This window comes from Clostridium acetobutylicum ATCC 824 (genome assembly GCF_000008765.1).
GTDB lineage: Bacteria > Bacillota > Clostridia > Clostridiales > Clostridiaceae > Clostridium_S > Clostridium_S acetobutylicum.
Genome location: NC_001988.2, coordinates 54,599 through 78,569, shown reverse-complemented (window position 1 = coordinate 78,569; position 23,971 = coordinate 54,599). Strand labels below are relative to the sequence as shown.

General features: G+C 31.4%; 20 protein-coding genes. 10 read left to right on the top strand and 10 right to left on the bottom strand.

The annotated features are described in order from the left end of the window. Window positions 1-4 precede the first annotated feature (4 nt). Window positions 5-2,200: a peptidase domain-containing ABC transporter gene (locus tag CA_RS19585; RefSeq protein ID WP_010890758.1), complete on the bottom strand. Its 2,196-nt coding sequence runs from the start codon at window positions 2,198-2,200 to the stop codon at window positions 5-7. A gap of 147 nt (window positions 2,201-2,347) precedes the next feature. Beyond that, a complete protein-coding gene (locus CA_RS19580; protein ID WP_010890757.1) occupies window positions 2,348-2,524 on the bottom strand; it encodes a hypothetical protein in 177 nt (58 codons plus the stop codon). A gap of 608 nt (window positions 2,525-3,132) precedes the next feature. Between CA_RS19580 and CA_RS19575 the strand changes: the two genes are divergently transcribed. Continuing rightward, window positions 3,133-4,503, top strand: coding sequence for an RICIN domain-containing protein (locus tag CA_RS19575; RefSeq protein WP_010890756.1), 1,371 nt, complete (start codon window positions 3,133-3,135; stop codon window positions 4,501-4,503). A 160-nt stretch (window positions 4,504-4,663) separates the two neighbouring features. Further along, entirely contained in the window at window positions 4,664-5,515 is an 852-nt protein-coding gene (locus CA_RS19570) for a Cof-type HAD-IIB family hydrolase (protein WP_010890755.1), read from the top strand. A 104-nt stretch (window positions 5,516-5,619) separates the two neighbouring features. Here the strand turns inward: CA_RS19570 and CA_RS19565 are convergent, their stop codons facing one another. The 5 genes from CA_RS19565 to CA_RS19545 all read right to left on the bottom strand — a co-directional run bounded on the left by CA_RS19565 (window position 5,620) and on the right by CA_RS19545 (window position 11,975). Next, window positions 5,620-5,994, bottom strand: a complete 375-nt coding sequence (locus CA_RS19565; protein ID WP_014519099.1) for a DUF956 family protein — start codon at window positions 5,992-5,994, stop codon at window positions 5,620-5,622. 286 nt (window positions 5,995-6,280) lie between these two features. Continuing rightward, window positions 6,281-7,192 carry a PTS system mannose/fructose/sorbose family transporter subunit IID gene (locus tag CA_RS19560; protein ID WP_010890753.1) on the bottom strand — a complete coding sequence of 304 codons (912 nt, stop codon included), beginning with the start codon at window positions 7,190-7,192 and terminating at the stop codon, window positions 6,281-6,283. Between the two features lie 19 nt (window positions 7,193-7,211). Further along, entirely contained in the window at window positions 7,212-8,018 is an 807-nt protein-coding gene (locus CA_RS19555; protein WP_010890752.1) for a PTS mannose/fructose/sorbose transporter subunit IIC, read from the bottom strand. Between the two features lie 33 nt (window positions 8,019-8,051). After that, entirely contained in the window at window positions 8,052-9,029 is a 978-nt protein-coding gene (locus CA_RS19550) for a mannose/fructose/sorbose PTS transporter subunit IIA (RefSeq protein WP_010890751.1), read from the bottom strand. Between the two features lie 873 nt (window positions 9,030-9,902). Then, window positions 9,903-11,975, bottom strand: a complete 2,073-nt coding sequence (locus CA_RS19545) for a M6 family metalloprotease domain-containing protein (RefSeq protein WP_010890750.1) — start codon at window positions 11,973-11,975, stop codon at window positions 9,903-9,905. Between the two features lie 407 nt (window positions 11,976-12,382). Between CA_RS19545 and CA_RS19540 the strand changes: the two genes are divergently transcribed. Then, window positions 12,383-13,270, top strand: a complete 888-nt coding sequence (locus CA_RS19540) for a fructose bisphosphate aldolase (RefSeq protein WP_010890749.1) — start codon at window positions 12,383-12,385, stop codon at window positions 13,268-13,270. A 373-nt stretch (window positions 13,271-13,643) separates the two neighbouring features. On the opposite strand, the gene CA_RS19535 is transcribed toward CA_RS19540, so the two are convergent. Next, window positions 13,644-14,939 carry an Nramp family divalent metal transporter gene (locus CA_RS19535; protein WP_010890748.1) on the bottom strand — a complete coding sequence of 432 codons (1,296 nt, stop codon included), beginning with the start codon at window positions 14,937-14,939 and terminating at the stop codon, window positions 13,644-13,646. A gap of 312 nt (window positions 14,940-15,251) precedes the next feature. Here CA_RS19535 and CA_RS19530 point away from each other — a divergent pair, with 312 nt between their 5' ends. The 6 genes from CA_RS19530 (at window position 15,252) to CA_RS19505 (ending at window position 20,553) form a co-directional block, all read left to right on the top strand. Continuing rightward, window positions 15,252-15,725 (top strand): hypothetical protein, encoded by a 474-nt coding sequence (locus CA_RS19530; protein WP_010890747.1) that lies wholly within the window; start codon window positions 15,252-15,254, stop codon window positions 15,723-15,725. Window positions 15,726-15,953: 228 nt separating this feature from the next. Continuing rightward, window positions 15,954-16,229 (top strand): CD3324 family protein, encoded by a 276-nt coding sequence (locus CA_RS19525; protein WP_010890746.1) that lies wholly within the window; start codon window positions 15,954-15,956, stop codon window positions 16,227-16,229. Between the two features lie 171 nt (window positions 16,230-16,400). Beyond that, a complete protein-coding gene (locus CA_RS19520; RefSeq protein WP_010890745.1) occupies window positions 16,401-17,063 on the top strand; it encodes a CatA-like O-acetyltransferase in 663 nt (220 codons plus the stop codon). Window positions 17,064-17,261: 198 nt separating this feature from the next. Next, entirely contained in the window at window positions 17,262-18,452 is a 1,191-nt protein-coding gene (locus CA_RS19515) for an iron-containing alcohol dehydrogenase (RefSeq protein WP_010890744.1), read from the top strand. Window positions 18,453-18,842: 390 nt separating this feature from the next. Further along, complete coding sequence (locus CA_RS19510; protein WP_010890743.1) at window positions 18,843-19,463, top strand: septal ring lytic transglycosylase RlpA family protein; 621 nt, start codon at window positions 18,843-18,845, stop codon at window positions 19,461-19,463. Then, window positions 19,447-20,553 (top strand): hypothetical protein, encoded by a 1,107-nt coding sequence (locus CA_RS19505; protein ID WP_014519098.1) that lies wholly within the window; start codon window positions 19,447-19,449, stop codon window positions 20,551-20,553. The genes CA_RS19510 and CA_RS19505 overlap by 17 nt, the downstream gene beginning before the upstream one ends. A gap of 62 nt (window positions 20,554-20,615) precedes the next feature. Here CA_RS19505 and CA_RS19500 read toward each other — a convergent pair whose 3' ends face one another. Together CA_RS19500 and CA_RS19495 are read right to left on the bottom strand one after the other, a co-directional pair. Beyond that, complete coding sequence (locus CA_RS19500; protein ID WP_010890741.1) at window positions 20,616-21,752, bottom strand: right-handed parallel beta-helix repeat-containing protein; 1,137 nt, start codon at window positions 21,750-21,752, stop codon at window positions 20,616-20,618. A 300-nt stretch (window positions 21,753-22,052) separates the two neighbouring features. Then, window positions 22,053-22,856 (bottom strand): CPBP family intramembrane glutamic endopeptidase, encoded by an 804-nt coding sequence (locus tag CA_RS19495; protein WP_010890740.1) that lies wholly within the window; start codon window positions 22,854-22,856, stop codon window positions 22,053-22,055. A gap of 348 nt (window positions 22,857-23,204) precedes the next feature. Here CA_RS19495 and CA_RS19490 point away from each other — a divergent pair, with 348 nt between their 5' ends. Beyond that, window positions 23,205-23,954, top strand: a complete 750-nt coding sequence (locus CA_RS19490) for a polysaccharide deacetylase family protein (protein WP_010890739.1) — start codon at window positions 23,205-23,207, stop codon at window positions 23,952-23,954. Window positions 23,955-23,971 lie beyond the last annotated feature (17 nt).

Genomic DNA, 23,971 nt, shown 5'->3' with positions numbered 1-23,971 from the left:
CCTCCTATATACAATTAGATACTATTTTCTGTTCTTCATCATCTAATGTTTGTTCAGTCCATAACCTATAATAATATCCGCCTTTATCTAATAATTCTCTATGGCTGCCTTCTTCAATTATCCTACCTTTGTCCATAACATAAATCTTTTGACACTTTTTAATAGTACTTAATCTATGTGCTATAACTATAGTAGTTACATTCTCTGTGCATTCCTCTAAAGTTCTTTGTATAGCCCTTTCAGTTATAGAATCAAGATTGGAGGTTGCCTCATCCATTATTAATATTTCAGGTTTCTTTAATAGTGCTCTTGCTATAGATAATCGCTGTCTCTGCCCCCCTGAAAGATTAGAGCCCTTTTCCTCTAAAGGAGTTTTATATTTTAAGGGTAAGCTTTCTATATATTCATGTATATGAGCTTTTTTGCAAGCATCAACCATTTTTTCATAAGTTACATCATCACCTACAAACTCTAAATTTTCTTTTATAGTTCCCGAAAAGAAAAAAGAATCCTGTGAAATATAGCTTATCTTACTCCTTAGAGTTTCTTTATCTATGTCATCTATGTAATAATTATTCAATATTATTTTTCCCTGATCTATTTTATAAAACCCCATTAAAAGTTTAGCAATCGTTGTTTTTCCTGAGCCACTTTCTCCTACCAACGCAATCTTTTCTCCATTGTGTATACTAATATTTATATCATTTAAAACATTATCCCTCATACCATATGCAAAGCTTACATTTTCTAAAGATATACAACCAGCAAGAGTTTCAGGCTTTATACTTTCATCATCAGATTTTTCTAATTCCAAATCTAATATCTCCCCTAATCTATCACTAGCAACTATTGCTTCCTGAAGCTGTGGCTGCAAGTTTATTAATCTTCCTATAGGCTGAATAAAATAAGCAAGAAGTGCATTAAAGCTTATAAGTTCTCCAATGGTAACTTCTCCTTTTAAAACAAGACTACCTCCAAACCACAATAAACATATGCCAAAGCCCCCACTTATAGTGTCCATTAATGTTCCTTGTACATTGTAAGTATATCCATGTTTAAAATAACTTTTCATAAACTTTAAAAACTTATTTTCTGTTTTCAGCCTTACTAATCCTTCACCATTAAAAGCCTTAACAGTTTCTATACCTTCCAAGGATTCAACTAAATATGAAGTTAGTGAAGCATTATCCTCCATAACCCTTCTATTAACTTTTTTTAGTTTATTCTTAAATCCAAACACTAATATTAGATATAAAACTATAGGAACAAAACAAGTAAAAAACAATTTCAAATTTTGAAGATATAAAATAGCTCCGCCTACAACTGCCATTAAAACATCAATCATTAAAGTTAATGTAACTGATGAAATAGCATTTCTTATTTTATCTCCATCATTAAATCTTGAAATAATTTCTCCTACTTTCCTTGTACCAAAAAAGTTCATAGGAAGTTTTACAACATGATTATAATATCCAAGCAGCAATGGAACATCTATGTTTTGAGCCATATACAATAACAACGTTTTCCTAAAAAATTCAGTTACTATCTTAAAAAGTAATAATATAAGCATAGCTATAGATATTGAATGCAAGCTAGCTTTAAGATTATTAGGTAATATATCATCTATTAAAAATTCATAATAAAATGAACCTGCTATACCTAAAATTGTAACCAATATAGATGCTATAAATATATTCAATAAAAGACCTTTTTGAACCTTAACAAGTCCCCAGAATCTTTGAAAAATTCCTTTAGTCTCATCACCTTTTTCAAACTTAGCTGTAGGCGTAAGAAAAATTAATACATCACTCCATATTTTAAAAAACTCATCAGGCTTATATTTAATCATCCCTCTGCCAGGATCAGCTATTAATATATATTTCTTTGTGATTTTATGTACTACAACAAAATGAAGCAACACATCATCTATAATAACATGTGCTATTAATGGAGTTGGGAGATTATTAAATATTTCTTCCTTTTTAGATGTTCTTACCGCTTTTGTACTAAATCCTAATTTTTGAGCAGCTTGTACAATTCCATAAACTGATGTCCCCTCTAAATCTGTTCCTGCAGCTTCTCTTATTTTTGATATTGGAAGTTTTAATCCATATTGTTTAGATATTGTTGCTAAACACGCAGGACCACAATCTTGTATATCATGTTGTTTTACGCAATAATATTTTTTCAGTATACTCATAGCCTCACCTTTTTTATTTTTCATAATAATTAATAGCTTATTTTATTGAACTTTTTGTAAGAAAAGCTGATTCCAAAATGAAATCAGCTCTCAATTCATAACAATTAAAATAGCAATATTAAATTGTTATGTATTATAATCTTACTTTTAAACTTCATATACGTTAGCTACACAATTTGGATAGTTTTCGTCTACCCAATCTCTTGCTGCAGAATCTGTACTAAAATATGCTGTTGCATAAACATTACCAGATGGATCATAAACGACAGCCTTCCATCTTCCCCCAAGAATTTGTTTTTGTTCTTCAATTGATAAATTTAACATATTAACATCCTCCCTTTATTTTGAAATCGGTAATTTCTACCATACTTATATTCTACATGTATATTTTTTACTTTTCAAGTACTTTTTTGTACATTTTACATTTATTATACTTTTGTAACATTATTTGATAATTATTGTGAATTCATAAATAAGCACACCTGTGCACTTGCCATTATAGTATACATACTAGCCTAAGAACATGAATTCATTAACTATCACTTTTAGACAATCAATTTAAAAAAAGATGAAATTTTATGGAATGAATTGTGTACCCAGGATTCAACAAAAAATTTTCTAAATGGTATTATAATATTTTTCAAAGATAGTTTATAAGCAATTTTTACTTTTATATATGTAATAATATTATTTAACATTTTATATTGATTATTATGCACGTGCATAAATATTTGGTATTATCATTGAAACATATGCATATTGAAGTTTTACGCTTATAATTTTAAACTTATAACTATGATCATAATTAATGTAATAATATTATTATAAAAATAGTAAAAATATTTTTTTAATGCAAAATTATAAATTTATATGTGTTTATAAAATGAAAAGATCTATAAACAATAAAACACTAATTTTAAGGGGGAATATTTATGTTAAAAAGAAAATTAATATTAGGTCTAGCTACTACTTTGTTATTTATGCAAACTGCTACAATAACAAATGTTACAGCGCTAGCATCTTCAAATGCAAGTTTAAACATTTCTAAGTCTGTACAAATAAAATCGACAACTAACAATTCATCAGCAACTGCACTTCCAACAATGCCACCTGCTGGATATGACAAACATGGTAATTACCCATCAGGTAAGGTTCAAGATGTCAACTATTATTCATCAGTAACTAAGAGCACGAGAAAGATGGTAGTCTACACACCACCAGGATATAATTCAAAAACAAAGTATCCTGTTATCTATGCAATTCATGGCATAAATTCTTGGCCTTCAACTATTTTCGACAGCTGGTGCGTCGATTCAAGTACTCTAGCTGATAATCTTATCGGTCAGGGAAAAATTCAACCTGTAATAATAGTAGCAATGGATAACAACAACGTTGATTCTCATCAGGAATTGTTTAATGTTGTCATGCCATACGTGGAATCACATTATCCAATTATTGCTGATGCTGATCATCGTGGACTTTACGGCTATTCCATGGGTGGTGGGGTAACCTTCGCTGAAGGTATTGGACATTTAGATACCTTCCACCACATTTGTCCATCTTCTGCTACACCATTTAATCATCCTTCAGATGAGAATATGTTCCCAAATAACGGTGCTGAAGCAAAGAAGAAACTTAAGACATTGCTCCTTTCCTGCGGAACTTCTGATTGGGATGGCTTTTATCCTCCAAACTTAGCTACACACAACTTCTGCGTTAAGAATGGCATTCCTCATTACTGGTTGTCAGTTCAAGGTGGCGGCCACGATGGTAGTGTTTGGAGACCTGCTATGTGGAATTTTCTTCAGCTAGCATTTCCAGCAAATCAAGCTCCTACTACTAATGTAGGAAGTACTGTAACATTAAATAATGGATGGTATTATCTTAAAAATGTTAATGCTCAAAAATATCTTCAAGTAACAGATAATATAGGAAAAGCTGGTCAAAATGTTGAACTTCGTACAGGTTCAAAATCTAACGGACAAAAATGGTATTTAACAAATGTAGGAGATGGATATGTTACATTAAAGAGTGCATTAGGTGATTATATGCTTGACGTAAGCTATGGTGAGGATAAGGATGGAAGCAACATTCAAATCTTTAATGCATATGGCGGAGATGCTCAAAGATTTTCTGTAAAAGCTTCTTCAACAAACGGGTTATATGCTATTGCAACCAAGAGCAGTAATGGAACTAAGGTATTGGATGATTTTAATTTGGGAACTTCTGATGGTACAAATGTATGTCAGTGGTCTTATTCAGGAAATAAAAATCAACTATGGTCATTTGAATCAGCAAATTAATTGTAATGTTATATTTTATTAGCCCTGTTGTTTAAGCAGAGTTCTGGTACACAACTTTACCATTTATATTTAATAATTACTATATATTTTTGCAGCATTAATTGTCTTGTCCATATATATAATTACTAGTATAATTAAATAAAAAGCTAGGAGGTAGACTATGAGTGATGTAAAAGTAATTATTATGGATATAGATGGTACGTTAACTACTAGTAAAAAAATAATATCAGAGAAAACAAAAAAAGCTTTGAAAAAGGCCCAGGAATTAGGTGCTGTATTAATTTTGGCTTCAGGAAGACCTACCTCAGGATTAATGGATTTTGCCAAGGAACTAGAGATGGATAAAAATCATGGGCTTTTGGTTTCTTTCAATGGAGCAAGAGTTGTTGATTGTGAAACTAATAAAATTTTGTTTAATGAAACAATGAGCATCGATCAAGGACAAGCAGTACTTGAACACATGAAAAAATTTGAGGTTAAGCCCATGATTGACAAAGGTGATTATATGTATGTTAATGATGTGTTTGATAACGAGATACAATATAAAGGTGAACCTTTTAACATAATTCAATATGAGTCACGTAATAATAAATTTAAGTTATGTGAGAAACATGATTTGGCTGCCTTTGCAGACTATCCTTTAAATAAAATTTTAACAGCTGGGGAGCCTGAATATTTAAAAAAACATTATAAAGAAATGATGGAACCCTTTAAGGAAAGCTTAAACTGTATGTTTACAGCAGATTTCTATTTTGAATTTACTGCTGAAGGAATTGATAAAGCTAAAGCACTGGATACGGTACTAATTCCTATGGGGTATAAAAAAGAAGAAATGATTGCCTTTGGAGATGGACATAATGATATTTCAATGGTTAAATATGCTGGTATAGGAGTAGCTATGGATAATGCTGTGCAGGAGTTAAAGAATGCAGCAGACGAAGTTACCCTATCAAACGAAGAAGATGGCATAGCTTATACATTAAGCAAATATATGAAGGGTTTAGAGCTCTAACTATATAAATAAGCTCATGAAAAAATAAATATTTATGTACTTTTGGGCTTTCTTAAAGACATATCTCATTGATATGTCTTTAATTATATTTACATATTAATTCATCAGCTCTTCTTAAACCTTGATTTTACAAATCGTTTGACTACATCAAAAAAGCTTAACGAATGAACCATATGATTTGGATCAACATATTTTCGAATAACACGAAGCACTTTTTTTGCATCCTTAGAAGCAAAAGTATATGTACCATTTTTTTTAGTTTTAATTGCATATCGTGGAATCCACTTTCCTTTTAGTAATACGGATGCAATAACATAGTCTACTTCTTCCCAGGGAATTTGAATAAATTTGCGAGAATCACGGGAATTATAAAACTCAAAACCTTTGTCTCCAATCATGATTCTGCCGTAATCTGAAAACCCTGTAAAAGATGTTGCATTAATTACTAAGTCAACCTTTGTATTGAGTGATTGAACCATACGATCTACCTCTTTTCTAATGTATACAATCATTTGTTTTTATTATATGTTTTTTTTAGAAATTAAGAAGCCATTGTAAGAGAAATAGGATAATATAACACTTCTTATATTAGAATGCATTATCGCAGTTTTTTCATACATTTTTATTAATAAAATAATTAAGCGTCTCAAGATACATAAAAATTATTTCTCAATCTATTTCTTAACAAAAGCCTAGGCTTAAGTTAAACATATTAAATTAAAATCAATAATATGTTTAGCCAAAGCCCAGGCTAAGTAAGAAATATTACATTAAACCAATTAAATGGAAAACAATACCGATTATGAATAAACCAAAAATAATAACAATTGGAGATACTTTCTTCTTAAGTAACCACATACAAATAAATGTTACTGCTAATCCTGCAAGTCCAGGAATTAATGAATCCAGGTTATTTTGTAGTGTTGTAACTTTATGATCCGTTAACGACAAACCAGATGACTGCTGAATCAAAGCTTCTTTAATACCTTTAACTCCAGCCGGAAGTTTATCCCAAACAATATATGCACCATCACTTAACTTAACAGAGGATACTACCGGTGTAAATTTAACAGATACCCATCTATTAACTAACGATCCCAAAATAAACATACCAAGGATGGATGCTCCTTTTGTAACGTCTTGTAGTAAACCACCTGATAGATCATCGGTAATACGAGAGCCTGCTTTGTAACCAAACTCTTGTGTATACCACATAAATAACATACGGATGGCATTCCAAGCAAAGAAATATATAAATGGTCCAAGAATGTTACCACTCATAGCAAGTGAAGCTGCTAATGCTCCTAAAATTGGCTTAACAGTAAACCAGAAAACTGGATCTCCGATACCTGCTAAAGGTCCCATCATACCAACTTTAACACCTTGAATAGTTACATCATCAACTGGTGCACCATTTGCACGTTCTTCTTCTAGGGCTAATGTTACACCAATGATTGGTGAAGCTACATATGGGTGAGTGTTAAAAAACTCTAAGTGACGTTTCAATGCAGCTACACGATCTTCTTTATTCTTATATAATTTTTTGATTGCAGGAATTAATGCAAATGTCCAACCACCGTTTTGCATTCTTTCATAGTTCCAAGAACCTTGAATGAAAGTTGAACGCCACCAAACAGAAATACGATCCTTCTTTGTTAATTTTAATTCATTTGCCATTTTCGTGTTCTCTCCTTTCTTAGTATCTATCGATAATATCGCCCAATGGATCACCAGTATTTGATCCACCACCCTTACCTGAGCCGCCTTGTTTAGAAAGCGATAAGTAAAGAAGAGCTAAAGCTAAACCAATTGCACCTAGTCCGATAAGTGTAATTTGTGAAACTGTTGCTAACACAAAACCAATTGCGAAGAATGGCCATACTTCTTTTGTAGCCATCATATTGATTACCATTGCATAACCAACAGCTACAACCATTCCACCACCTATTGCTAAACCATCTGTCAACCAAAGAGGCATAGCTTGAAGTAATGAACGAATAGGACCAGCACCAATTGCTAAAATCAAAGCTGCTGGAATTGCAATACGTACACCCTGCATGCAAATAGCAATAATATGCCACATTTCAATTTTTCTTATATTTCCTTCTTCAGCAGCAGCATCCATACGATGTATAATGATTATACCAATTGTACGACAAATAGTTTGTAATAATAGCCCTGCAACTGCTAGTGGAACAGCAATAGCAATAGCTGAAGAAACTCCTGCTTTTCCTTGTCCTCCAAGAACTAAAATAATTGCGGATGCAACAGATGCTAAAGCTGCATCAGGCGCTACAGCAGCACCTATATTTGCCCAACCTAAGGCAATCATTTGAAGAGTACCACCTAATATTAAGCAAGGTACTAAGTTACCTGTAACTAATCCGATTAAAGTACAAGCAATTACTGGTTGATGGAAATGGAATTCGTCCAATATACCTTCCATACCAGCTAGAAACGCTACAATAACTACTAATCCCATTTGAATTATATTTAGAGTCACGGTTAATCCTCCTTTACTATATACATAGTTAGATTATTTTTGTTTATTTAGTTCGTCTTGGGCCTTTTTAATTATTTCGTCCATATTTCCTTTTGAATCATTTGGAACCTTACGGACATCAAAAGTTAACCCAGATTGTTTAAGCTTATTGAAGGTATCAATATCTTCTTGATTGAAAGCAAGTACTTTATTTGGTTGAACCTTACCAGTAGAGTGAGCCATAGAACCAACATTGATTGTTTTAAGAGGTACGCCACCTTCTACTACTCTTAGTACATCTTCTGGATTCTCAAAAAGAAGCATTGCACGTTGTCCTCCAAAGTGTTGATCGTCTTTTGCAAGTTTAATCATGTGATTAATTGGTACAACATGTGCTTTAACTCCTGGAGGAGCAGCTTGTTGAATCAATTTCTTACGAAGCTCGTCTTTAGCTACTGCATCTGATACTACAATAATTCTTGTAGGTTGCATAGCTTTTGTCCAAGCAGTTGCTACTTGACCATGAAGTAAACGAGAATCAATACGAGCTAAAACATATTCGAATGATCCAGGTGCACCTGTATTAGATTGCTTTGCAGAACCCTGAGAAGCTTTACCAGCATCTTCTGGTTCTAATTCTTCAGGCTTAACTTTAACTCCTTCTTTAGCTGTGCTTATAATGCTAGCTGCAATCTCATGTGCAGATTCCATTGAAAGACGTGCACCATAAGCTTCAATTACCATTGGTAGATTCATACCAGCTACGATTGCCCATTTATCTTTATGTTCTTCAAATAGACTATTAGCCTGGTTGAATGGTGTACCACCCCAAAGATCAACTAAGAATAAAACCTCATCCTGGTTGTCAAAGGATGCAATTGCGTCTTTCATTTTTGCTTTAACATCATCAGGGCCTTCACTAGGCATTAATGTAACCGCTTGCACATTCTCTTGGTCTCCAAAAATCATCGCACCCGATTGCAAGATACCCTTAGCAAATTCTCCGTGACTAGCAAGAATAATTCCTACCATCTTTATACCTCCTATTTTTTTATTTGTTACAGAAAAATTTATAAAAAAGTTCTGGAAAACCTGTAACCAAAATTAATTATTGTGAATTTCTTTCTGAATCAACTAAAAAGATTATTTTTTCGACCCCCTGGAACTTTTGAAATTTCTAATTCAATGTCACGTTCTTTTAACTTTAAAAATATCTTAGAGTATTTCTTATAAGGAGAAATACGGTTTACTAGCATTCTCTTCCTTCCAAAGAAATATACACCCCAAATATTTGCAGTTTATCTTTATTTTTGTTAAAAATTATATCAAATGCCAAAATTAATACGTTTTCATTAATAAGTGAAAAAAAAATTTATATCTGCAATTATTACATCGAACAATCCTCCCTTTTCCCTTATTAAGCTATTTTGGAAACAATATTTTTGTTAACAAATTGGAAATTTATAGTTAAGAAAACGTTACCTTACCCTCATTGGTATCATAACACGTTTTATTTAATGTTTCAATTAAAATTTTATATATCTGAAAATATTCTGACGTGATTGCTCACATTCAATGTATTTTTTGATAAATTTTATAATGTTTAAAAATGCTTAAACTCAAGGGTTATAACACCAATTGTATTAAAACTTGTACTGAATATTGTTTCGTTATTTTTTTTAAAATCTTGATAATCATTATTACAATATTTTATTCCTAATTAGTTAAATTTATACGCAATTATGTATATCCCATTGTTAAGTTAGTATTTTAACAAACATAGTAGAAATAACTTTTCTACTATACAATTATTACTACTTAAGGAAAAATCATAGCTATCAATAATATTAAAAAAGATGACTTCTACACAAATATAGAAATCATCTTTTATTATTGTATTTAACGTTATTTACCAAACACCTTCCACTCAAGTATACCTGTTGAGTAATTACCGTTTGACTCCATTTGTATTGCAATAGCATTTGTTGTTACTGGAGTAAAAGTAGTTGTGTTATATTTATTAATAGCTGTTCCTAAGCCCTTGGGATTTTTAACATACTGCCAAGCACTGCCATCCCAATATAATATTGTATATGAAGCTGGTACATCTATTCCTTGTCCATCTTTAAACCAATAAACATCACAACTTGATATAGTAAATGGTTTATTAAATTGATACTCTATCCACTGAGATCCTGTTTTTGGCCAATTTCCATACACAGCACCACTTCTGTCATTTGAGCTTGTAGGATCTTTTCCATCATTTAAGGCGCTTATGCTCTCCCAGTCAGACACATATGAAGTTGATGCAGTAGCTTGTCCTGCTATATTCGTATATGGATTGTTTATAACTAAGCCTGATTGAACAAAGGTCATGTCACTTCCCAAACCGCTAATTTGAGATATATTTAATCCTGAAGCTGTTCCATTCCACCATTTAGAATTTGGAAAAGTATTATCTCCAAAGGCATCTCTGTAACCTGCTCTAAATAAATCTCCTGTGTCTCCTCCATTTACATTCTTCTCTAAATCAAACCTTCCATCAGCCTGCTCAAGAGACACTAAATAATGGCTATTTGATGTCATATTATTCTTAGAATTATCTCCAGCTTCATCTACATGCCAAACAGCTAGTCCTGAATCTGGAACACCAGCATATCTACCGGTTTTCTCAATGTTCTCCACTAAATAATATTCCTTTGGATTACTGCTTGACCATCTATATGAGTACTGATTTCCATTAGCATTAGCTACAGCATCAAATTTAGTTCCACTTCCATAGGAATTCATACTTATTGGTGCATTCCATCCAGATATAACATTTCTGCAATATGGATCTGGTGGTACAGGATTCTTATAATCACTGCTTCCACTCATTAAGCTGTATCCTCCAGTTCCCTCTGAATCTCCATCATAATCATAAAGATCTGGATATCCATAAATCATATGTCCACTTTCATGACATATTGTATATATAGACAAGTCGTTTTCTATATCAGACATCTCGTATTTTTGTATCTTAACGCCATTCATACTATCAGAACCGCCATACCAAGCTTGATGGGGCCATAATCCTTTTGCCCAACCTGCATCAGCTGTCCCTGCATAAAGAATATTAACTGCCTTTGCATATCCATTTGAATCAGTTGTTATTTTTGAAGCATCAAATCCAGAAGCTTTTAACCAATCAAAGACTTCATCTGCAAGTTCATCAGCTTTTGCATATGATCCTGTAGTCTCATTTATATCATCATAATAAAATTTAGGATGTTTTGCTGTATAAAATCCAATTACACTGTTTGTATAAGTAAGCTTTCCGCCAGATACGTCATAGTAGAAATCTCTTATTGAACCGTTGTTACCATACCCTGTGTAATTTACTCCGTTAAAAAAGTTTTCTATATCAGCTTTTGGTATATCGCTTTTTTTATCAGGGAAATCTACTAAAACAGCTAGTCCATTTACATTGCTTATGTTAGATGCTTTAACTTTAGATTCTAACAATCCATTAATGTTATTGCTGTTTTTCTTTATTTCTTTAGGACTATAGTCCATTGCGTGAAGTTTTTGTCTTACCGCATCAGCTTTCTTTTCTATGGCATCCTTTTTTATTTCTAAATGCTTTTGAAGCTTATTTTTAATTCCTGCTGTATTATCAGATTTAATTGAAAGCTTCATATCGTTTAGTGTATTATCCTTATACACAGCTCCTGTTGAAATATAGTCAGTTTTATCTCCATTTAACTGTGCATAGCAAATCCATCCATTCTTATCTCTACATAAAGTATATCCATCCATACTTTCGATTTGTTGATAATACTCGTCTCCAGTAATCTTAACTTCTACCTTACTTCCGTCTGGTTGTACTAGTTCATGCTTTTGGTTATAAATTGGCGCTGCATGTACTCCAGTACCTATGGTCAAAACTATTGCAGCCGCTATTGTGGTATTTATTAAGTGTTTAATTATTTTTGCCATTATAGATCCTCCTTATTTTTTCATTTGCTTGAGAGTACTTACCCACGCCGACATTAATAATAATTAATGCACGAATAAGCTTACTCATAATTTGAAATCACTAAGTTAATTAATAATTTTTAATATTATATATCGTAAAACGCCTAATTATTAGCAAATATTATAAAATTAGTATACCATGTAAGTATCATTTATTACAATTTTAGTAAGGCCCATATATATACAATATTTTCTTATAATCACAAATTGTTATTAATTATGGAGCTTTATCAAACTCTTTTACTTATAGCCCTAATTTCATTCCAATAAAACTTAAATATAATTTCATAAATTAAATGTTTGCGCATTGCTTATACTATATATTGTAAAAATAAAATGCAGCTCTAAAAAGGAAGGAGTAAGGTGTAATGAATGAAACTCAAATGAATCGTATAAGTAAAGATAAAGGGTTTATTGCTGCACTAGACCAAAGTGGCGGCAGTACTCCAAAAGCATTACTTCAATATGGAATTAAGGAAAATAGTTATTCTAATGATGAAGAGATGTTTAACTTAGTTCATGAGATGAGAAAACGTATCATAAAAAGTACAGCCTTCAATTCAAAATATATTTTGGGAGCTATATTATTTGAAAATACAATGTATAGAACTATTGATCATAAATACACGGCTGATTATCTCTGGAATGAAAAGAATATTGTACCCTTTTTAAAAATCGATAAAGGATTGAGTGAACTAGAAAATGGTGTGCAGCTTATGAAGCCAATAACTAATTTAGATGAACTTTTAAAAGCCGCCATAGAAAAAAATATATTTGGAACAAAAATGCGTTCATTTATCAAGGAGGCTAATTCTAAAGGTATTAAAATGGTTGTTGATCAGCAGTTTGAATTAGCAGATAAAATCGCTAATCAAGGTTTAGTTCCAATCATTGAACCAGAGGTTGATATTAAAAGCACTGATAAGGAAAAATCAGAGGAACTTTTAAAGCTTGAAATTTCAAAACACTTATCAGATCTTGATAAAGAGACGAAAGTAATGCTTAAACTTTCAATACCAACTAAGGATAATTTTTATAGCGATTTAATGAAGGACCCACATGTTGTTAGAATTGTAGCTTTGTCTGGAGGCTATAGTCAATCTGAAGCTAACGAAAGGTTGTCCCGTAATAATGGTTTAATTGCTAGCTTTTCAAGGGCGCTATCTGAGAACTTAAGTATTGATCAAACAGACGAAGAATTCAATGAAACACTATCAAACTCCATTAAAGAGATTTATGAAGCATCAATAACGTAGCTAAAATCAAGTTTTAAAGATGAAAAACAATTTTTACATGCAGGAGTTAGAAAAGTAAACTCCTGTTTTATTTTAAATTTTTTAATGCATTAGCTGTTAGATTCATAAGTTTATTTAGTCTGCTGTTACTGGAATCAACATTTTCAAAACAACTTTAAATATGTGAAATAAGGCCAATTAGCACAGCACAAATAAAAGCACTAGTATAATCACAAAGTGCTTCAATTTTTAAATAATTATATTTTAGTAATAATTTATATAAAAACTTAATATACTATAGTATTAAACCTTTAACAGGATACGGCAATGATTTATACGGAAAATAGAATTTGAATCTTTGCTATATCCTGATTACAATAAAACCTTTTAAACCTTAAGTTTGACCTGTAAAGGTTAAATATAAAAGTATTATATTCAGCAAAATTATCATGGTTGCAATTATAAAGCCTACAATTTTAGTAAATTTCTTATTAACTAAAATTCCCATTAAATCTTTACGCCCAGCTATTAAAAGCATTTGAATTATAGGAAACGGAAGTATAAAACTCAAAGCAACTTGACTTAAAACTAATACTCTCATTGGATTTATACCTAAAGCTATGATAATTAGTGCTGGAAGCATAGTTATAATTCTTCTTAAATTTATAGGTATGCTTAAATTAACAAAGCCTTTCATAATAGTTTGCCCTGCCATCGTTCCTACGGCGGATGAAGATAATCCTGATGCTAAAAGCGCTATTCCAAAGGCACCACTGGATAAATTTCCGAGTAAAGGCTGTAGTGATCTATGTGCTTCTTCTATTGTACTTACTTTTATTCCATGCTTAAAGAATACGGCTGCAGATACAATTACCATTGCCGCATTGACAACAAAGGCAATATTCATTGCTATAAGTATATCGATTTTCTCCATCTTTAAGTGATGCAACTTTTCTTTATCAGATGAATTTGTATTTCTATGCTGAACCAATTCGGAATGAAGGTATATTACATGCGGCATAACCGTAGCCCCCAACATACCAACCGCTATTAGAACAGCTTCTCCATTAGGTAAACTCGGAATTAAAGTATGCATTCCTACCTGTGTCCACGCTGGCCTGGCAAGAAATAACTCTATTGTATAGGCAACACATATTACAGCTATTAAAGCAGCTATTATGGTTTCTACCATCTTTTGACCATACTTTTCCATGTAAACTATTATAAAAGTTAAAACTCCTGTAAGTAGTCCTGCATAAATCATTGGTATTCTAAATAATAAATACAAGCCTAAAGTTCCTCCAATAAACTCTGCCAAATCCGTTGCCATAGCACCCAACTCGCCAACAATCCAAAATATCCAATTTGCTCTTTTTGAAAAAACCTTAGCACACATTTCAGGTAAGCTGCAGCCAGTTGCAATTCCTAATTTTGCAGACATAGTTTGAAGAAATATAGCCATCAAATTACTCCAAAGAATAACCCATATAAGATTATAATTGAAGCTGGAACCTCCACTAATGTTTGTAGCAAAATTACCAGGATCAATGTAGGCTACACTGACAACAAAAGCTGGTCCTAAAAACTTTAATAATCCTTTTAAATTTCTTGTAACACTTGAAGCTCTATTTAACGAAATTGTTTTATGTTTTATATTGTAGTTGTCTTCACGTATACTTAACTTATCCATATATACACTACCTTCTTTACCTCATGTATCGCCCCAAAATGTTACATAGCTTTAAGAAAGTTAGATTAAACTAAATTTGGGACCTACAATACACTATGAAGTTTACACTAAAAGTGTTACTGCTAAGGATTTTGGTTGTTAAAACATTGGCATTTATATTAAGGAGGTATGAATATGAAAACAAGCTCTTTGAACTTATTTAGGTGAAATAATAATTTTATATACACTATTATTTTCAAATAAATCAATATATTTATAATTTAGGTATTAGTGCGATAATAATACTATGCTACATCTTATGGAGGTATACTTATGATTAAAATGCGAACTAATTACATAAATAACAGAGAAACAAATACTGTTAATATCACTGAAGTAGCACCACAAAATAATAACAGCAGAAGTAATTCTAAAAACGAACCTACAAAAACTGCAAATTCAGACACAATAAATATTTCTGACAGCAGTAAAAATCTCACTATTGCCCAAAGAGCAAAAAAAGTTATTGATGATACGTTAAGTGAGTTTAAAGATGTAGATTGCAGCCCATATTATGATATGACTGGACCGATAGCTGATATGATGGTTTTAATGGACATTAACGGAATTCATCCTATTCCTAAAGATATTCTCTCAAGCTCCAATGAGAATAAAAATCCTGGTGACTTTATTCAATATGCTGATAACTTAAAAGCTCTTGCAGAAAAGAATTTAGATAAAGTTCCTCCTAAATTTTTAGATTTTTGTGATAAATTAAAGGAAAATTTTATAGCTAATGGTTTTTAGATTACTGCAACAAATATTTTAAATCAAAGCACAATAAAACACATAAAGAGGTGACTATGTATGCGACAAGTATCAGAATGTATTGTGAGACAAAGCTTCGTGCAAAGACTACATAAAAATATAAGAGAAGTCTTGTTCGAAGCTTAGTTTTGACTGGTACAGGCTAAAATATTTTTGTGTGGACTTTGCTTTATATTTACAGATTAAATGTAGATAGGAGCATACACTATGAAATATGAAAAAGCACAAAATATATTGCCACAGAACATTATTGAATTAATTCAGAATTATGCTGATGGTATTTATCTATATATTCCTAGAAAAAGCAATAGCAAAAAAGCTTGGGGAGAATACAGCGGTATAAAAGACATTTTAGAAAAAAGGAATAGAGATATTTTTGATAGATATAAACAAGGAGTGTCTGTTAAAAAACTTGCTCAACAATTTTATCTCACTGAGTACAGCATTAGAAGAATAATAAGAAAAGAAAAACAAATAATATAAAAGCAAACGGTAATTTTTATGTTATCAATTTAGATGATATAAAAATTACCGTTCTTATTTTCATAGAACGGACAACTTTACTACAGAATTATTTATGAGCTAGGTAAAGTATGCGATATGAGATTATAATTTGATTATAAATTAATTGTACGGAAATAGAGGTATAATCATATGAATTCAAATTTTCACGCTATTGACATGAACACATATCCAAGAGCACACACATATAATTACTTTACAAAAACTGTATCAACACTTATTTATTCAATTAACATAACACTTGATGTTACAATCCTTAGAGCCACATTGAAAAATAAGGGTTTGAAATTCTTTCCCGCATATGTTTATTTAGTAACCAGAGCTATTGGAAGGCATCAAGAATTTCTTATGGCAATTCAAAACGATATGCTAGGATATTGGGATTGTCGAACTCCTTTTTATCCAATATTTCATGAAGATGATAAAACAATAACATTTCTTTGGACAGAATATAATGAGGATTTTGAGGTGTTCTATAAAAATTATATTTCGGATATTAGAGAATACGGAAATAATCATGGTATTATGTTATCAAAGGACGCACCACCTTCCAACAACTATATCATATCTTGTATTCCGTGGTTTAGCTTCAATAGTTTATCCATGCAATTACAAAATGCAAAAAATTATTATGCACCAATTTTTGAAGCTGGTAGATTTACTGAAACGAATGGTATAATTACGCTGCCTTTATCTATTACGGTTAATCATGCTACAGTAGATGGTTATCATATAAAGCTGCTTTTAGACGAATTACAATGGTCAATGAGTCATCCAAAAGAGTGGATTAGATAAATCCCCCCAAAAATAAAAAGTTAATTCCATTTATAGGCGCAGTAGAACACTTTACAAATAATACCTGATAGTATAACATAGGTATAAGCTTAACTAATAAACCATAAAGTGACAGTATGCCTAAAAGGCCTCAGTATAAAAAACCTTTAAAAGTTAACCTATTTCTAATGGTTACCAGAAAGAAAGGAGACTCTCAAATTGAAAAATACATATTATCGTCTTCAGCAATATATGTTTAGTAAGGCTCAAAGACTTCTTCCTTGGCGTATGCCGAACATCATATCTGGAAGCAAAAGTATCTGTAAACTGCCTTATAAGGTAAAAAATGACGGTGTAAAAAAGGTCTTAGTTATTACAACTGCTGGATCAATAAAGCGCGGCAGTTTAAATGAAATGTTTGATGAGTTAAAAAAAGAAAATATATCTTATGTAATATATGATGATGTACAACCTGATCCAACCATTGAATGTATCGAGGCTGTTGTAAAGTTCTATAAAAAAGAAGCTTGCGAAGGAATCATAGCAGTAGGTGGTGGTTCTGTAATGGACTGCGCTAAGGTTACTGGTGCTAGAATTGTAAAACCGAAAAAAAGTGTAAGTCAAATGGCAGGTCTTATGAAAATCAGAAAAGAGCTTCCTCCACTATACACTGTTCCTACAACTGCCGGTACCGGATCAGAAACAACAGTAGCTGCAGTTGTAACAGACAGTTCAACTCACCTAAAATATGCGGTAAGCGATTTATGTCTAATTCCAAAATACGCAGTACTAGATCCTGAATTAACCTGTGGACTTCCCAAAAATCTCACAGCAATCACAGGAATGGATGCTCTTACACATGCAGTTGAAGCATATACCAATAAATATAGTTCTAAAGAATCAAGAAAATATGCTTTAGATGCTGTCAAACTAATATTTGAAAATCTTAAAAAAGCCTATGATAATGGAAAACACATAGAAGTGCGTGAAAATATGTTAAAAGCTTCCTACTATGCTGGTGTTGCTTTTACTAGATCCTACGTAGGATATGTTCATGCAATTGCACATGCAGTAGGCGGTTTGTATGGAGTTCCTCATGGTATGGCAAATGCAGTTATATTACCCGTAGTGCTAGAAGCTTACGGTGAGGCTATTTACAAAAATCTTGCTGAATTAGCTGATGCTACTAGTGTTCCTGGAAAAACTCAGATGGAAAAAGCTAAAAATTTTATCTTGTCAATTAGGAAAATGAATCAATCTATGGAGATTCCTGATAAATTAGATTCTATAAAAAAAGAAGATATTCCTGAAATCATTAATAGAGCTATGAAGGAAGCTAATCCTAGCTATCCTGTGCCAGTAATCTGGGACAAAATACAATTTGAAAAAGTTGTTGAATCATTGAAATAATATTAAATAAAGCTCGCAGCTAAGTATCATTCACATATTTATCATTATTTTCTTACTAAATTGTAAAACTTAATCTTTATCCACTAAAAACACTCGCTGCTTAACGAGTGCTTTTTAATGAGCGCAATTTTAAAGTATATTTTGATTTAATGAACTTTTAAATTACATACAAAAACGGACAATATATTAACATAAATATGTTTACATACAAAAATTATATCTATTTTTCCTTGCGTATTCCATATTTTTTGTCATAAAATGTGTAAAAATATCGCAACTAGTCAAAATATATAGCACATTATTATTTTACATATAATACATTATGTGGTAATATGTAAGAGCATATTACAATAAGTAGTATGAAATGCAAAAATATGGGAGGATTTATTTATGAAAAAAGCTAAATCTTTTGTATGTTTAATGACATTATTATGTGTGGCTCAATCAACTTCAGTTTTTGCTAAAAATCTTGATACAAAAAAAGTACCTTCTCACATGACTCCAGGAACCGTAATACAGTATAACTCAAACAAGCAAATGAAGGTAGTTAAACAAGGCGCTGTAAAGAACACTTTAAAAGCATCAGCAAAAGTAAACACTACCGCATCTACTGATCTTCCTGAAATTAAGTCTAATATGACTGTAGTTTATGACGCATTAGGTGCTCCAGTTGTTGTTGGCAACTCTAGCGCTGCTAAAAGTGTACAAGCTAATAAAGTTCTTAAGGCTTCAGATTCAAATGAAGAACAAGGTTATGTTTCATGGTATGATATATGGTCTGGTGGTACAGCTTCTGGCGACCAAGCATCTGACGGTGCTGCACACAAAACTCTACCTTTCTATACACAAGTATCAGTTTATAATGAAAATAATAACTGGGCATCAACCAGTGTTAGAATTTTAGATAGAGGACCATATGTAAGTGGAAGAATCTTAGATATGTCACAAGAATCATTTTCAAAAGTTGCAAATACTGATGATGGAGTATTCTACGGTGCAATTTATTGGTAAAATAAACATACTCTTAAAGAAACTTATTATTGCAGTAAATTACAAAAAACTTATTGCAATAATAAGTTTTTCACCAATTTTATTAGTTGGATGTAATAATGCAAATACAACTTTTGAAAATAAAACAGCTAAAGCAGTGAAACCATCACATAATAATATTGTCATTTCTTCATTCTCCAAAAACAATAAAGGCAGTATACTATCAATAAATGTCAAAAACAATACAAAGAATTATCTTATAAAAAATAAAGATGTAGCTGTCACCGGAGATTTAAGTAATGATGGATCTAAAATAGCCTATGCAGACGCTTTAGGGGATAATGATCCATGGCAAATTTATTTACATAACCTTACTAATGATCAAACTCATAGGGTTACTAATGATAAATTCGGTAAATCACATGCTAAAATTTCAGATAATAACTCTGTATTCTTTTTAACTAGCTCTAATGAAAAACAGGTTAAAGTAGGAAAAATAGATTTAAATACAAAGTCTCAAAACATAATAGACAGTGCCAATTCTGACAGAGAAGTAGACGCTTTTGATAGTAAAAATAATAAATTGATTATGTCTACTGATTCAAGTAGCCTAAGGTTACAAAAATGGAATGAAAATAAGGGAAAAAATGTTCCAATACTTCATACTATACTTGAAACAGATTTAAATGGAAGTAATTCAAAGCAGGTTGCTGAAGTGCAAGCTTCGACGGTAGAAAATATTTCTTATGACCATGATTGTAAGAATATTATTATATGTGGTTCTGACATAAATGGCAATTCTGGACTAGGAATTTACGAATTGACTTTGAGCACTGGAAATTTAACTACAATATTAACCAACAGTGCATTACAAAACTCAAAAGATTCAATTGTCAGCGAGCTTTCACATCCCCCTTTAGCAGCAGCCTCTGAAGATGGAAACACTATATACTTTACCGGCGTATTAAAAAATAGTAAAAAATCAAACATAGCCGGCTTATCCTGTTATCCAACAGCTGTTTTTAGTTATAATATAAATTCAAAAAAACTACAAGAAGTCTTCAAACCTGAAACCTCTAGTTTAATCTTTGATTTAAATATTAAGTATTGAAAATGGATGCCAGTTTTGTTGGCATCCATTTTATTAGATAAGTTAATAATATTTTATTTTAATTAGTCATTTATATTTGGAAGTGGATTATTAGGAGCTGTTGCATATACAGTTCCACCTATAACCTTTGCCTCTGAGTATATAGTACATTTCCCTGTTGTTGTACAATTTTCAAAAGTAAATACGTTTCCGTTATTAGGATTGTACGGGAAATTAAAATTAGACTTAGTAGTTTTTTGATTAGCATTTAGTATATTGTTTGCTCCATTTCTGTCAGCATCACAGTTTTTAAGATATAAATTTCCTGCACTGTTGTTTTGTGAGAATCCAGCACCCTTATTGTCATAAGATTTACAGCCAGTTACAACATGTGAACCTAATGATCTATGTGTTCCCTTTGGTGGTTTTTGATTACCTCCAAGCTTTATTCCGTCACCATTCATTCCTGAATTATTAAGGGCATTTGTTGGATCTCCATGATAATATCCATTTTTAGTAGCTGTACAATTAGTTATTGTAACTGCTTCGTCAGTTCCAAGTAAATCCCAACCATCGTCTGCATTACCATAAGAATTACAGCTTATAAACTTATTTCCTGCTCCAGCACCAAGCTTACATGCAAAACCATCTGCATTTGATCCCTTTGTTTTTATGTCATAATTATTAAAGGAATCACAGCCTTGAACTGTATTATCATGTGCTCCTCCTGTAATCTGAAGACCTGCATCATCATTATTCTCAGTTTCACAATTTGTAATAATGTTATGATTAGACGCAGCTCCTTTCATTATTATGCCGTTATCACCAGCACTGTAGACATCTAAGTTCTGTAATTCCCAATAAGCATTTTTTATGTTAATTCCGTAAGAACTATCTCCATCTGCTTCACCTGAAAAATCAAGCCTAACTCTGTTTGAACCTGCCCCTTTTAATTTTATGGTATTTCCAGTACCACCATCCTTATTTAAAAGAATAGGTGATTTCAATTTGTAAGTTGAGCTAGTAAGTAAAATTGTGTCTCCAGGATTAGCCTTAGCTATAGCTGACTTTAAAACATCTGAATCATCACTAGTTCCTGTACTAGCTACCTGTATAGTTACAGGTGCACTAGCTGCATTAACACTACTTGCTAGCTGAGGTAGTGAAAATAATGAAAGCGAAAGTGCCGCTGATGCGACTAAGCATACTATTTTTTTCATAAATAAAACCTCTTTTCTTAAGATTTTTATGTTAACGTTAACATTTCTGTTATCAATAATTAAGCCTTATATTACACATTATACCTATCAACGTTAACATGGTCAATAGTTATTGTAAAACTTTTTATTTAATTTTATATATATATACATCTATATTTTATTATCATCCATATAAATCAGTATACTATTACTGATTTATATAAAAATATCTTCATATTATAGTAAGTCAGGGTAGTTACAATTATATAAAAATATAGCTGTGTACAACAAATTAATATTGTACACAGCTATATTTCATAACTAAGACTCTAATATTTCTTTCATTTTTTCTTTCCTAAGCAAAACTACTACAGGTATTAAATATATAGCAACACTTATAAGTTTAACATAGCTATACTGATTTACTTGACTAGTAAAGGAACTTACACCAAAGAGCCCAGCTCCTATAAGAGAGCTAAAATCCATAAAAGCATGAAGAATGGCAACTACCCAAATGTTTCTTGTCCTTAAATAAACAGCTGCAAGCAATGCTCCAAGCATTATAGTTCCCATAGCTTGTATAAATGCACCCTTAAGGGAAATGCCTGAAAACACATTATTCATATGTGCACATCCAAACATTATACTTGATATAATTATTGCACCTAATACTCCTTTTTTGGTTCTGCCAAACTTATCAATAAAAAGATTAAGTATAATTCCCCTGAAAATAAATTCCTCAGCTATACCAACTGCTACCATAGCTGCAATAAACACTACTATATTAGATATTGGTAAAAGCTTTCTACCCAAAACAGTTGATAACACACTTAGCATTCCTAGCGCAGATACACAAAATAGAAAACCACCAACAAAAATTCCTCTTATTATTCCATACTTTCTTTCTCTTATGATATATAATTTTTTTAATAAAAACATAACAATTAATGCAAATATAATTCCTAAAACATCTGATGTAAGTATTACATCATAATCTGATGGTGCTGGCTTAATTAAATAAATCAAAATTCCGCCCCTAAGCACAAGTAGAAAGATAATTGCTATTGCTATAGATAACAACAGTGGGAATCGTTCTAAGTAATTTGTCTCGTCTTTTGCTTTCATACTATTTCTCCTTTAATTAATTTTTAAACTGATATAATTTTCCTACTCTATCCCTCTAATTTTATAACTATACCATTACTATCAATAAATGTACAAGACAAAATTTTTTATTTTTAATATTAACATAATTTATATGTATGTACGTCCCCAAAATAAGATGACTTAATAACAAGTGTATTCATACAAAAACTCAAAGATAATACTTAATATTTTTCTAATTAAGTAACAACTAAAACTTTTGAATACCTTTTCAAAAAAAATATAGAATTTATGGAAATATGTGTTATAATATATGTAAACACATTCATTTACTTTTTGCATTTAAAAAACTTTAGAGAGGATGATACTATGAAAAAATTACTCACTGTAATTCTTATCTTGACACTTTTATCTATTCCTTACTCTGTAAAATCTGCGAAAGCAGAAACTAATGTACGTGTCCCAGTTCTTCTATATCATGTTGTTTCTACAAATCCAGACCCTAATAATCTTTATCAATTTAGTCTTACAGAATTCAAAAAGCATATGGATTATCTAAACGCTAATGGATATACGACACTTTCTATTGACCAATATTACAATATTATAAACAAAAAGGCTCCTATGCCTAAGAAGCCAGTTATGCTTACCTTTGATGATTGTACTGAAGACTTCTATACAAATGTATATCCTATTTTAAGGAAATACCATATGAAAGCAGCCGAATTTGCAATCACAAATCTAATTGATACCTATGGACATTTAACTACAAGTCAGCTTAAAACTGTTTTCTATAACGGAATTGATGTAGAGAATCACACTACAAATCACTTAGATTTAACTACTTTAACACATAACCAAAAGTATGCTGCAATCAATAATGCAACTGCCAAAATTAAGTCTATAACCAATAAAGCTCCACTTTACTTGGCATACCCTTATGGAACATATGATGCAGATAGTGTTTCAATCCTTAAAAGTTTAGGTTATAAAGCTGGTTTTTCCGTATCAAACGTCTTAAGCACCGACACAAGTAACAAATATGGTTTACCTCGTATTGTTATTACAAATGGCGATACCTTAAATGTATTTGAAAAAAAGCTTTTAAATGGTCATTAAAATTAATTATTAAATAA